Annotated in this window: 6 protein-coding genes; 4 read left to right on the forward strand and 2 right to left on the reverse strand. The window is 70.2% G+C overall.

The window, feature by feature from the left end; translation table 11 throughout:
- The first annotated feature begins 1 nt into the window (after nucleotide 1).
- A complete protein-coding gene (locus ACOJUJ_RS11955; RefSeq protein ID WP_420127106.1) occupies nucleotides 2–7,273 on the forward strand; it encodes an amino acid adenylation domain-containing protein in 7,272 nt (2,423 codons plus the stop codon).
- 521 nt (nucleotides 7,274–7,794) lie between these two features.
- On the opposite strand, the gene ACOJUJ_RS11960 is transcribed toward ACOJUJ_RS11955, so the two are convergent.
- Together ACOJUJ_RS11960 and ACOJUJ_RS11965 are read right to left on the reverse strand one after the other, a co-directional pair.
- On the reverse strand, nucleotides 7,795–9,234 hold the full coding sequence (locus ACOJUJ_RS11960; RefSeq protein WP_420127107.1) for a serine hydrolase domain-containing protein: 1,440 nt from the start codon (nucleotides 9,232–9,234) through the stop codon (nucleotides 7,795–7,797).
- Nucleotides 9,235–9,947: 713 nt separating this feature from the next.
- Nucleotides 9,948–10,226 carry a hypothetical protein gene (locus tag ACOJUJ_RS11965; RefSeq protein WP_420127108.1) on the reverse strand — a complete coding sequence of 93 codons (279 nt, stop codon included), beginning with the start codon at nucleotides 10,224–10,226 and terminating at the stop codon, nucleotides 9,948–9,950.
- A 201-nt stretch (nucleotides 10,227–10,427) separates the two neighbouring features.
- Between ACOJUJ_RS11965 and ACOJUJ_RS11970 the strand changes: the two genes are divergently transcribed.
- The 3 genes from ACOJUJ_RS11970 to ACOJUJ_RS11980 all read left to right on the forward strand — a co-directional run bounded on the left by ACOJUJ_RS11970 (nucleotide 10,428) and on the right by ACOJUJ_RS11980 (nucleotide 12,900).
- The gene (locus ACOJUJ_RS11970; protein ID WP_420127109.1) at nucleotides 10,428–11,327 is read left to right on the forward strand and encodes a GntR family transcriptional regulator; all 900 of its coding nucleotides are present in this window, start codon (nucleotides 10,428–10,430) and stop codon (nucleotides 11,325–11,327) included.
- Nucleotides 11,328–11,906: 579 nt separating this feature from the next.
- On the forward strand, nucleotides 11,907–12,383 hold the full coding sequence (locus ACOJUJ_RS11975; RefSeq protein WP_420127110.1) for a MarR family winged helix-turn-helix transcriptional regulator: 477 nt from the start codon (nucleotides 11,907–11,909) through the stop codon (nucleotides 12,381–12,383).
- A 106-nt stretch (nucleotides 12,384–12,489) separates the two neighbouring features.
- Nucleotides 12,490–12,900 (forward strand): DoxX family protein, encoded by a 411-nt coding sequence (locus tag ACOJUJ_RS11980; protein WP_420127111.1) that lies wholly within the window; start codon nucleotides 12,490–12,492, stop codon nucleotides 12,898–12,900.
- Nucleotides 12,901–12,956 lie beyond the last annotated feature (56 nt).

The following is a 12,956-nucleotide window of genomic DNA, read 5'->3' on the forward strand; positions in this document are numbered from 1 at the left end:
GATGGCCTCGGAAAACACGGTCGAGCTTCCGCGCCCCGAGCTTTCCGCCGACAAGCGCGCGCTCATCGAGGCGAGGCTTAAGCGGCAGGTCCGCTCGTCGGGCATCGTTCCCCGCGCCCATCGTGACGGCGCTCCGCTCTCCTTTGCGCAGGAGCGCCTCTGGTTCATGGACCAGCTGGAGCCGGGGAGCGCCACCTACAACATCTCCGTGGCACGGCGCCTGGAGGGTGCGCTGGATCCCGCGGTGCTGGAGCGCGCGCTGGGCGAGATCGTCCGCAGGCACGAGGCGTTGCGCACGGTGTTCCGGGAGGTGGATGGCTCGCCGGTGCAGGTGATCGCGCCGTTCGGCGGATTCACGCTGCCGCTCCACGATCTCTCCGCGCTCCCCGACGCGGAGCGCGAGGTGGAGGTGGCGCGCCGCGCCACCGACGAGGCGCGGCTGCCGTTCGACCTCACGACGGGGCCCCTCTTTCGCGCGGCGCTGCTGCGGCTGGGCGGCGAGGAGCACGTGCTGCTGCTCTCGATGCACCACATCGTCAGCGACGGGTGGAGCATGGGGGTGCTTGCCCGCGAGATGTGGACGCTGTACGAGGCGTACCAGGCGGGTGGCGAGTCGCCGCTGCCGGAGCTGCCGGTGCAGTACGCCGACTACGCCGTGTGGCAGCGCGAGCAGCTGCAGGGCGACAACCTGGAGCGGCAGCTCTCGTACTGGCGTGGGCAGCTTGCGGGCGCTCCCGAGCTGCTGGAGCTGCCCACCGACCGTCCCCGCCCGCCGGTGCAGACGTTCCGCGGGGCCAACGAGCGGATCGAGCTTTCCGCCGAGCTGCTGGAGCGGTTGCAGGCGCTGGCGCGCAGCGAGGGCGCGACGCTCTACATGGTGGCGCTCGCCGCCTTTCAGGTGCTGCTCTCCCGGTACAGCGGCAGCGACGACGTCGTCGTGGGCAGCCCCATGGCGGGGCGGACGAGAAAGGAAGTCGCGGGGCTGATCGGCTTCTTTGTCAACACGCTGGTGCTGCGCACGGACCTGGGCGGAGATCCCAGCTTCCGCGAAGCCCTGGGGCGGGTGCGGGAGGCGACGCTGGGCGCGTTCGAGCACCAGGAGCTTCCCTTCGACAAGCTGGTGGCGGAGCTGCGGCCGGAGCGCAGCCTCAGCCACTCCCCGCTGGTCCAGGTCGCGTTCTCGCTGCAGGACGGCAACCCGGCCTCGGGCGGTGGAATCGCCGGTCTGCAGGGCAGGGCCGTGGAGGCGGAACTGGGGACGACAAAGTTCGACCTGGAGCTGAGCTTCAACGTGCACCCGCAGGGCCTGCGCGGCGGTCTGGCCTACAACACCGACCTGTTCGAGCGCGCTACGATCGTGCGGATGCTGGGGCACCTGGAGCGGGTGCTGCAGCAGGCCGCCGCGAACGCGGACGCGCGGCTTTCGGAGCTGGACCTGCTCTCGGCCGAAGAGCGGCACGTGGTGGTGGGAGAGTGGAACGCCGTCGCTGGCGCGCCGCCCGCCGCCGGCACGTTCGTGCACGAGCGGTTCGAAGCCCAGGCGGAGCGCACGCCCGGCGCGGCCGCGCTCGTCTATGAAAACGAGACGCTGAGCTACGCGGAGCTGAATGCGCGGGCCAACCGGCTGGCGCACCACCTCCGCACCCTGGGCGTGGGACCGGACGCGCGGGTGGGGATCTGCACGGAGCGGGGTTTCGAGATGGTGGTGGGGGTGCTGGCCGTGCTCAAGGCGGGCGGGGCGTATCTCCCGCTCGACCCCGCGTATCCCGCGGAGCGGCTGCGCTACATGCTGGAGGACGGTGCTCCCGCGGCGCTCCTGACCCAGCCCGCGCTGCGCCCCCTGTTCGCCGACGCCACCCTCCCCGTGATCGAGCTGGGGTCGGCGGGGGCGGCGTGGGAGGAGCAGCCGGCCGGCAATCCGGACCGCGGCGGGCTGACGGCGGAGCACCTGGCGTACGTCATCTACACCTCCGGCTCCACCGGCCGCCCCAAGGGCGTGCGCGTGCCGCACGGCAGCGTCGGCGCCACGCTGGCGGTTGCGGGTGAGGCGTTCGGGTTCGGCGCTGGCGACCGGGTTCCCTCGCTGGCCTCGTTCGCCTTCGACATCTGGCTGTTCGAGACGCTGCTCCCCCTGCTGGTCGGCGGTACGGTGCGGCTGGTGCCGCGCGACCGCGTCGTGGATGTGCCGGGGCTGGTGGAGAATCTGGCCGCGTGCACCACGGTGCACGCCGTCCCGGCGCTCATGCGCCGCATCGTGGACGAGGTGCGCGCCACGCCCGAGGGGGTGCTGAACACGCTGCGCCACGCCTTCGTAGGCGGCGACGCGGTCGCGCCGGACCTGCTGGAGGAGATGCGGACGGCGTTCCCGGCGGCCGAGATCCACGTGCTCTACGGGCCGACGGAGGCGGCGATCATCTGCGCGACGCACCGGCTGGGCGAGGAAGCGGCGGCGCGGCAGATGGTGGGACGGCCGCTGGGGAACGCCACGCTCTACGTGGTGGAGCCCGGCGGCCGGGTGGCACCCGTGGGGGTACCGGGCGAGCTGTGGCTGGGCGGCGCCAGCGTGGCGCGCGACTACCTGGGCCGGCCGGGGCTGACGGCGGAGCGCTTCGCCCCCGATCCGTTCTCGGCCGAACCAGGCGCGCGGCTCTATCGGACGGGCGACCGGGTGCGCTGGCTGGCGGACGGGTCGCTGGAGTTCCTGGGCCGGACCGATTTCCAGGTGAAGGTGCGCGGGTTCCGCATCGAGCCGGGGGAGATCGAGGCGCGGCTAGCGGAGCACGCCGGCGTGCGCGAGGCGGTGGTGCTGGTGCGCGAGGACGTGCCGGGCGAGAGGCGGCTGGTGGCGTACGTTGCGGGTGACGAGACGGCCGCAGCGGACGTGCTGCGGGCGCATCTCTCCGAACGCCTGCCGGAGTACATGGTGCCCGCCGCCTACGTGCGGCTGGACGCGCTGCCGCTGACGCCCAACGGCAAGGTGGACCGCAAGGCGCTCCCCGCGCCCGAAGGCGATGCGTTCTCCGCGCGCGGGTACGAGGCGCCGTCCGGCCAGGCGGAGGTGGCGGTCGCGGCGATCTGGGCGGAGCTGCTGGGCGCGGAGCGCGTGGGCCGCCACGACCACTTCTTCGACCTGGGCGGACACTCGCTGCTGGCGGTGCGCGTGATTTCGCGCGTTCGGCAGGCGCTGGGGGTGGAGGTCTCGGCGCGCGACGTGTTTGCGCGGCGGGGGGTGGCGCACTTCGGGCGGGGGCTGGAGCGCCCCGCGCCCGCGGAAGGGGGCGCGATCGAGCCTGCGGATCGCACGGGCAACATCCCGCTCTCGTTCGCGCAGCAGCGTCTGTGGTTCCTGGAGCAGCTGGGGAACCTGGGCAGCACGTACCACATGCCCCTGCGGCTGCGGCTGCGGGGTGAGCTGGATCGCGGCGCCCTCGTCCGCGCGCTGGACCGCATCGTCGCGCGCCACGAGGCGCTGCGCACCTCATTCCCCACGGTGGACGAGGAGCCGGTGCAGCGCATCGCCCCGGCGGAGGAGAGCGGATTCCGTCTGGTGGAGCACGATCTCCGCGCTTCCGCGGACGCGGAGGACGAGCTGCGCCGCATCGTGCAGGAGGAGACGAACGCGCCCTTTGATCTGGCGCAGGGGCCGCTGTTCCGGGGGCGGCTGATCCGGATGGCGGCGGACGACAACGGGCTGCTGCTGACGATGCACCACAGCGTCAGCGACGGCTGGTCGGCCGGCGTGCTGCACCGCGAGGTGGGCGCGCTGTACGCCGCCTTTGCGCGCGGCGAGCCCGATCCGCTGCCGCCGCTCCCCATCCAGTACGCGGACTACGCCGTGTGGCACCGCCAGTGGGTGGAAGGACCGGTGCTGGAAGCCCAGGCGGAGTACTGGACCCAGACGTTGGCTGGCGCCCCCGAGCTGCTGGAGCTGCCGACGGATCATGCGCGCCCTGCGAAGCAGGACTTCGCCGGCGGGCTGGTGAACCTGGAGCTGGACGAGGGACTGGCCGCGGCGCTCCGGACGCTGTCGCAGCGGCACGGCACCACGCTGTTCATGACGCTGCTGGCCGGCTGGGCCGCCGTGCTCGCCCGCCTGTCGGGGCAGGACGACGTGGTGATCGGCACTCCGAGCGCCAACCGCGGCCGTGCGGAGGTAGAGGATCTGATCGGCTTCTTCGTCAACACCCTGCCGGTGCGCGTGGACCTTTCCGGCGCGCCCACGACGGCCGGGCTGCTGGACCGGGTCAGGGCGCGCGCGCTGGAGGCGCAGCGGAACCAGGACATCCCCTTCGAGCAGGTGGTGGAGCGCGTGCACCCCACGCGCACCCGGGCGCACAGCCCCATCTTTCAGGTGCTGTTCACGTGGCAGAACGCGCCCGGCGGAAGCCTGGAGCTGCCGGGGCTGGCCCAGGGTCCGCTGCACCCGGCGGGCTCAGGGGGCTCGCTGTCGGAGGTGACCTCCAAGTTCGACCTGTCGCTGACGCTGGGGGAGTACGGCGGGCGGATCGCGGGGTCGGTGGAGTACGCCACTGCGCTCTTTGACCGGGCGACCGTCGAGCGGCACGTGGGCTACCTGCGCCGCGTGCTGGAGCAGATGGTGGCGGACGACACGAGGCCGGTGCACCGGCTGGAGCTGCTTTCCGCGGCCGAGCGGCGCACGGTGGTGGAGGCGTGGAACGCCACCGACGCCACGTTCCCCGCGGACGCATGCGTCCACCAGCTGTTCGAGGCCCAGGTAGAGCGGACACCCGGCGCCGTGGCGCTGTCGTTCATGGGGGAGGGCCTTACCTACGCGGAGCTGAACGCGCTGGCCAACCGGCTGGCGCACCACCTCCGCGCGCTGGGCGTGGGGCCGGAGGTGCGCGTGGCGGTGTGCATTCAGCGGGGGATCGATACGGTGGTCTCCATGCTGGCGGTGCTCAAGGCCGGCGGCGTCTACATGCCGCTGGACCCCGGAAATCCGGAGGACCGCCTGCGCTACGCGGTGGCGGAGAGCGCGCCCGCCGTGGTGCTGACGGGAGGGCCGATCGCCGGGCGCTTCGCCAGCGCCGGGGTGCCGCTCGTCGACCTGGGCAACCGGGCGGCGTGGGATGCGCAGCCCGTGTCGGACCCCGCCCGGGCGGAGGTCGGGGTGGGGCCGGAGCACCTGGCGTACGTCATCTACACCTCCGGATCCACGGGCAGGCCCAAGGGCGTGCAGGTGCGGCACGACTCACTGGTCAGCCTGCTGGCCGTCACCGCCGCGGAGTACGGCGTGGGCCCCGGCGACGTGTTGCCCGCGCTGGCGCCCAGCGCCTTCGACATCTCCCTTTTCGAGCTCCTTCTTCCGCTCGTCTCCGGCGCGGAGGTCCGCATGGTCCCGCCGCCGCGGGTGATGGACGCCCGCGTGCTCCTGGGCGAGATCCCGGACGCCACGCTCCTGAGCGGCGGCCCCATGCTCCTGCGCGAGATCCTGCAGGCCGAGCGCAAGGCGCCGCGCCTGGCCCACGTCCGCGGCATCTTCGTGGGCGGCGAGCCGATCCCCGCCGGCCTGCTGGCGGAGCTGAGCGCCGTCTTTCCGGCCGCGCGGACGTACGTTCTCTACGGCCCCACCGAGGCGACGGTCCTGGCCTCGGCGCACACGGTGCCGGCGGACGGCAAGGTGGACGGGTACCCGATCGGCCGGCCGCTGGGGAACGTGCGCCTGTACGTGTGCGACGCACTGGGCGATCCGCAGCCGCTGGGCGTTTCCGGCGAGCTGCTGATCGGCGGCGTGGGCGTGGGGCGCGGGTACGAAGGCCATCCCGCGCACACCGCCGAGCGCTTTGTCCCCGATCCGTTCTCCGGCGTGCCCGGCGCGCGGCTGTACCGCAGCGGCGACCGGGTGCGGTGGAAGGAAGGCGGCGTTCTGGACTTTCTGGGACGCACCGACTTCCAGATGAAGATCCGCGGCCTGCGCGTGGAGCCGGGCGAGATCGAGGCGCGGCTGCGCGAGCACCCCGACGTGCACGAGGCGGTGGTGCTGCTGCGGGAGGACGCTCCCGGAAAGAAGCGGCTGGTGGCCTACGTGATTGGCCAGGCCTCGGCCGAGGCGCTGACGGCGCACCTCACGGCCTGTGTGCCGGGGTACATGGTGCCGGGGGCGTACGTGCGGCTGGAGGCGTTTCCGCGTACCAGCAACGGCAAGCTGGACCGCGGGGCGCTGCCGGTGCCGGGCGGCGCGTCGTACGCGCGCCGCGCCCCCGAGCCGCCGCGCACGATGGCGGAGCAGGTGCTGGCGTCCATCTGGGTTGACCTGCTGGGGGTGCAGCGGGTGACCCGGCGCGACCACTTCTTTGACCTGGGCGGGCACTCCCTGCTCGCCGTGAAACTGATCGCCCGGGTGCGCGAGGCGCTGAACCCGGCGGCGACGGTGGACGAGGTGTTCGCGTACCCCATGCTCTACGAGTTCGCGGCGCGAATGCAGGGAGGCGGCGAGTGGTTCGGCACCACGCGCGCCATTCCGATCAGGGAAACCGGCTCCGAGCGCCCCCTGTTCGTGGTGCACGACGCGGTGGGGATCGTCTTCTACGGGCAGCTCCTTCGCCCGCACCTGAACCCCGAGATCCCCATGTACGCCCTGCCGGGGCCGCTGAACGAAGAGGAGGAGCTCACCTCGCTGGACGATCTGGTGACCCGTCTGGTGCAGATGATGACGGAGGTGCAGCCCGAGGGGCCGTATCGCATGTCGGGGTGGTCGGCGGGCGGAATCTTTGCCTATGCGGCGGCGGATCGGCTGATCAAGATGGGACACGCGGTGGAGTTCGTGGGGCTGCTGGACGCGGTCTACCCCAACGCGGCACAGCAGGAGTCGCCACGGGATCGGCAGTTCACGGTGCTGGAGCTGCTGGCCCGGGACAACGGCGTGGCGCCGGCGACGCCCGAGGCGCTGCAGGCGCTGCGGGAGGATACCGAGGGCATGGACCTGCCGGCCTTTGTCGCCGCGTGCAAGGAGCGGGCGCTGCTTCCCGAAACGCTCACCGTGGCCCGGGCGGAGCAGGTGGACCGGCGGATCGCCGTCCTCAAGCGCAGCATCGCGGAGTACGTCCCCCCGCCGCTCCCGGTCTCCGCCTGCATCTTCGCCACCGACGATGCGGGCGACAACCCGCGCCGCGGCTGGGAAGACATGCCGGGGGGCGCTCCGTTCCGGGTGGAGCGCGTTCCCGGTACGCACCACACCATGTGGAAGAAGGGGAACGTGGAGGTGGTGGGAGAGGTGATTTCCCGCGCGATCCGCGAGTCCAGCGGGGGCTGAGGCTCGCCGGGGCAGGCGGCGCGCGCGAATCGGCCTGCTTTCCGGTTGCATCGCCCGACCAAGGATGATCCAGAAGCAGCCCGGCTCGAGTGGATCGAGCCGGGCTGCTTTTACCCAGATCCGACAAAAGTGTCATTCTGAGGGAGGCGCCTCACAGTGCTCTCCGTTCGCCGGGGAGCGTGGCGCCGACCGAAGAATCTCTACGCGGCGGCAGGATCTTTCCGTCACGAGGGTGTTTCCGGGCGTTGCCCGGAAAGGGTTCCGCGAGTGGGGAGGTAGATACAACTGAATCTCACCCGGAGGCGCGGAGAAGCATGACGTTCTCCGCGTCTCCGCGCCCTCCGCGTGAGCCGCAGTAGAACTCCAAGTGCGCGGCGAATCATGGAAATGGTATGACCGGACCGCCTTCGTTCAGGCCGGTGCCGGGACGCCGAGTCGCTTCACCAGGGGTGAGCGGCGTGCCCAGAGCGATTGGATGTAGCGCGGTGACAGGTGTTTCCCGGATTCCGTGTCCAATCCTGTCATGGTCGCTGTTCCTCTGGTGCAGCCGTCTCCTTGCGAAAGCGCATGACGCCGACCGGATGTTCGACGCGCACGCCGGTCACGACGCCGCCCTCCCGCAGAAACGTGTAGAACATGTAGCCGTTTCCCGTGGCGAAGCGGTCTTCACCGTACTGGGCGAGCGGGAGGGGCGCTCCGCCGTCGATGGACACCGTCAGGCCACCCGTGTCCGCCGCGGCGATCCGGAACGACGTGAAGAAGTAGGTCGCCGCGGAGCGGTAGGTGCCCAGATACGGCTCAACCGGGCCTGCGAACGGCGTGGGCGAGGGCCGGCGGTCTCCCAGCAGCGCCCCGACGATCCGCGCAACGATGGCCTCGGTGTCGGTTCCCCCCAGTGTGTTGGACAGGACCACGACCGCCAGGCTGTCGTCCGGCAGCCAGGCGCCGAAGGAGTTGTAGCCGGACGGGATGGCTCCGCCATGAGAGAAGGCGCGGTGTCCGCGCATGGTCTGCAGCGCCACGCCGCTGCCGTAGCGCAGAGGGGTGCCGTCGGCGAGAGTGCCGGGCGCGACGAGGGCCTGGTACGCTTCCGCGCCAAGGATGCTGCTGCCGTGCAGCGCCTGCAGCCAGCGTGCGACGTCGGCGGCGGTGGATACAAAGCCGCTCGCGCCGCGATTCCACCAGTGGTCTCCCTGGCCGTGCCCCGGGCGAAGTCCGTTGGGCCCGGAGACGTAGCCGCTGGTCAGGTTGGGGATGATCTCGGTGACCCGGTAGCGCCGGGTGGAACGCATGCCGGCCCTGGGAAACACCTCGGCCGCAAGGTAGTCCTCCAGGCTCTTGCCGCTCACGCGCTCCACCAGCGCGCCGAGCAGATGATAGCCGCTGTTGCTGTAGACCATCGCCGTCCCCGGTTCGAATGCCAGCGGCAGCGGAGCGACGAGCTTCAGGATGGTGTCAGCGGGCGGAGGGGCGGGATACGACCGCTGCCAGATGTCGATGAACGCGGGAAGGATCGAATACTCCGGAATCCCCGACGTGTGGGTGAGCAGGTGCCGCACCGTCACCCTGCCGCCGGCGTCCGCCGGCAGCACCCCCGGCAGGTGCTTCGCGACGGGGTCATCCGGCGAGAGCTTCCCCTGCTCCATCAGCAGCATGACGGCGGCGGCCGTGAACGTCTTGGCCTGCGATGCAATGTCGTAGACCGCCTCGTCCGGCGTGGGGACGTCCAGCTCCAGGTTCGCGCGGCCGTACGGTTTGAGAAGGAGTGTGTCGCGTCCGCGTACCATCGCGACCGTCATCCCCGCGACGCGCCCGGCGGCAATCTCCACCCCCACGATCGAATCGACCACGTGCATGACACGGGTGCGATCCAGCGTACCTGCCTGCGCCGCGGCGATCAGGGGGATGCACGCCGCTCCCTGGACCGTCAGCGCCAGGATCAGCAGCCGGTGTAAACGCATGTGACGCATGGAAATCCTATTCGCGAGCAATGAAATTGTTGCGGAGTTAGCGGCCGGCGCAGGCCGTGAGCATAGTTAATCTACTGTCGCGGGCGGCAAGACGGCTCCTACTCCCGAATCGCCGGGCCCCGAGTGGCGGATGGTCTTAAAGATCGCGCATCAGGTGGTGCGCATGGCCTGCTTCCACGCGCCACGCAAGCTCATCTGCCGATCCGCATCCTCTCCAAAAAAATTCTCATGGCCCCCTGCCGCATTCCATCTACCTCCCGTTTCCGACATCCCTACAAAAGTTCGCGCCGCTTCGACAGCCCCCCACTGCACCCGACACGTGGGAATCGGACCTCACCGCGTCAGCAGAGGAACCGGCACGAACAAACTCTGTTGACTCTGCTAACTCTGTGTGAGGCCCATTCTTTTTGTTGGACCGCGAGAGCAGAGGAAAGGCACGAGAAAACTCCGTTGACTCCGTTAACTCCGTGTGAGGCCCATTCTTTTTGCCGTAGCGTCTACTCCGGCCGCATCACGATGATGGGATCGACGCGCGTGGTGCGGCGGGTAGGGACGTAGCTGGCGAGTGCGACGATGCCCGGAAGCAGCGGCGGCACCGCGACGAACGTGACCGGATCGCGCGCGCCGCCGGGGCCTTCCGCAGGATGACTGATCTCAGGGGAGATCCGGCAAAATCTTTTGAGGCGATGCGGAACGCAGGGCCCTCACCTGCGAGCGGATGCCCCGCGCAAGGTGTGGCTGAATGCGCGGTGCAGCCCTTCGTCGGCCGTGGAGGAACGATCTCCGGTAAGCCAGGCGTTCAGCCGGGCGGTGGTCGCCGCCTTGACTGAACGGGGCGTGCGCCGCCGCCACTTGCGGATGGTTACCGGCTGCACCCCGATCAGCTCGGCCGCCGCCGCGCACGACATGGCCGACGTGGCGGCGACGAACGCGGCGGCCATCCGCTCCGCCGGCGCCTCAACGCGGGCGGGCTGTGCGAGCACGCCCACAACCCCCAGCGGAATCCTGCAAATGCTCCGTTTCTGCATACCCTCTCGTAGTTCAATTTCTGCGGCGGCGCCGGACGTGCAAACGACGGGCCGAACCGCTACGTTTGATGTAGCGGTTTGCGCGGCGATTCCGCGACCGCTACATCAACGTCGGCGGCTGGCCGGCGGATCCCCAGAAACACACAGAACGGGTCGATGAACAGCAGCGAGGTACAGCGGCATCTCCGCTACCGGATCGTGGGGCTTTTGCACGTGGGCCGGCTTAAGCGCGGCGACCTTCTGCCGAGTATCCGCGGCATGGCCAGGGAGCTAGGGGTGGACCACCGCGCGGTGGCCAGCGCGTATCGCGCGCTGGAAGCGGAAGGGCTGGTGGAGATCCGGCCGGGCTCCGGCGTCTACCTGGCCGCTGACGGCGGGGAGCGGGCGGTCGAGTCCGAAACGGCGCGCTGGCTGGGGGAGGTATTGCTGGAAGGGTGGAGCCGGCGGCTGCCGCGGACCGAGATGGCGGGGCTGGTGGAGCGCTGCGCCGCTTCGCGCGTGCGATGCGCCTGCGTGGAATCCAACGAAGACCACATGGTGGCCATCGCGGCGGAACTGGAAGCCGACTTTTCGCTGGACGTGCACCCGGTGCGGGTAAGCCCGTCCGCCGGTCCGGACTCCATCGCGCCCCACGAGCTCGCCGCGGCGGACCTGGTGGTGACCACGGTCTTTCACGGAGACGCAGCGCGCGCGGCCGCCGCGGGCGCGGGAAAACCGTGTGTGGTGGTCAGCCTGAACCCGCGGTTTGCGGCTGAGATCAACAAGGCACTGTCCGGGCGCGAGGTCACGGGGGTGATCGCGGACCCGGCGTTTGGTGACCGGGCCAGGGAGTTCCTGGACGTAACGCCTCACCGCGGCAAGGTCCGCCTGGTCCTGGTCGATGAGCTTGAAGGCCCGCTGGACCTGGAGAGCGGCTCGGTGCTGGTAACGCGCGCGGCCCGCCGCAAGCTGGGTCTGCCGGACCATCACCTGGTCCCAACACCTCCCACCTACATTTCTCCCGCCTCCGCGCGCGAACTCTACGAGGTGATCGTGGCGCTGAGCCTCGCCGACTGATCGAGGATGTCCGCGCGGCGGGTGTGCCGGCAGCGGGGCGTCCCGCTAACCCTCACCTGCTCCCGCCGGACGCCCACTGTCATCCTGAGGGGCTGTTGAGAGACCTCGCATCGTGCCAGTCATCCTGAGGGAGGCGCCGCTCCACAACCTGCTCATACACACTACCCTGGCGCCGACTGAAGGACCTTGCCGGCAGAAGCGTGAGGCTGGCTTCATGCCCCGCATCTGGCCCCGCGGTGGCGGAGAGAAGGTCCTTCGGTCGCGCGTAAGCTCTTGTGTTCCTGAAGGTTCCGTGTGGCGCTCCCTCAGGATGACTGTGCGCTGCCATACGAAAGAAACGGGTTTCTCATCACCCTCTGAGCCTGAGGCTGAGGATCGTCGCCAAGCTGCTTGGTGATTCCGAACCCTTCCTGCTCCCGCCGGACGTCCACTGTCATCCTGAGGGAGCGCACGCCCGCAACTTTCATAACCACAACACCTTGCGCGCGAACGAAGGATCTCTGTCGGGTCGCGCGAGGCCCAGCTCTCGGACCCGATCCCCTTGTGCGCCTACCTCACTTCATTTATCTTGATATCAAGATGATTGCCGACAACGATCCGCACGCGAGTCCGCCGAAGGACGATGACACCGCCGCCGCGCTCAAGCTGTGGGTGGTGCTCAACCGCGCGCACCGGGCCATCGGTGAGCGCGCGCGCCGCCAGATCGAGCGGATGGGGCTTCGTCCCACGGAGTTTGGCGTGCTGGAGGCGCTGTACCACAAGGGGCCGCTTACGCTGGGGCAGGTGGGTGAGCGCGTGCTGGTCACCAGCGGCAGCGTGACCCCGGTCGTCGACAAGCTGGAGCGGCGCGGCCTTGTCCAGCGGCGCATCTCGTCCGAGGACCGCCGCGTGTGCTACGCGGAGCTGACGGATGCCGGCCGCGAGCTGGTGGGCGGAATCTTTCCCGCGCATGCGGAGGAGATCCGCGGTACCATGGAGGGCCTGACCACCGAGGAGAAGCGGATCGCCACCTCGTTCCTGCGGCGCCTGGGCTACCATGCGGCCGGGCAAGGCTGATTTCGGCCGCTCCAATGCTTCGAGATCAAGATTCTTGACAGGAAGAAGATCGCGCCGCCTGGCGCCGCACCGGGGCGATGCCCGGAGTCTTGGGGGAGAACGGAAGATGACGGTCGCAACCGTGACGAACGACGGGTCCCGCGTGCGCGGCACCGGCAAGGCCGCGAATGTGGCGCTGTGGGTCCTGCAGATCGGCGCGGCCGCGATGCTGGGGATGGCCGGGTTCGCGAAGCTCTTTGGCGAGCCCGCCATGATCGGGCTGTTCGACGCCATCGGCATCGGCCAGTGGTTCCGCTACGTCACCGGCGGGCTGGAAGTGCTGGGTGCCGTGCTGCTGCTGGTGCCGGCGCTGGCCGGCGTGGGTGCGCTGCTGCTCGCGGGTGTCATGCTGGGGGCCGTCGCCACGCACCTGTTCGTGATCGGCGGAACCCCGGCGATGCCGCTGGTGCTGCTGGTGGTGCTCGCGATCATCGCGTACGGGCGGCGCGAGCGCACGCTGCGGCTGCTGGGCCGCTGAGCGAAAGGATGCACCAGCGCGGAAGGATCACGGGGATCCTTCCCGGCGCATCCGTC

This window comes from Longimicrobium sp., from assembly GCF_048594345.1.
Taxonomy (GTDB): Bacteria; Gemmatimonadota; Gemmatimonadetes; order Longimicrobiales; family Longimicrobiaceae; genus Longimicrobium.

Coding starts and splice junctions, on each gene's coding strand:
- ACOJUJ_RS11970 (WP_420127109.1), top strand. CDS start 10,428: ATGAACAGCAGCGAGGTACAGCGGCATCTCCGCTACCGGATCGTGGGG.
- ACOJUJ_RS11980 (WP_420127111.1), top strand. CDS start 12,490: ATGACGGTCGCAACCGTGACGAACGACGGGTCCCGCGTGCGCGGCACC.
- ACOJUJ_RS11955 (WP_420127106.1), top strand. CDS start 2: ATGGCCTCGGAAAACACGGTCGAGCTTCCGCGCCCCGAGCTTTCCGCC.
- ACOJUJ_RS11975 (WP_420127110.1), top strand. CDS start 11,907: ATGATTGCCGACAACGATCCGCACGCGAGTCCGCCGAAGGACGATGAC.
- ACOJUJ_RS11960 (WP_420127107.1), bottom strand. CDS start 9,234: ATGCGTTTACACCGGCTGCTGATCCTGGCGCTGACGGTCCAGGGAGCG.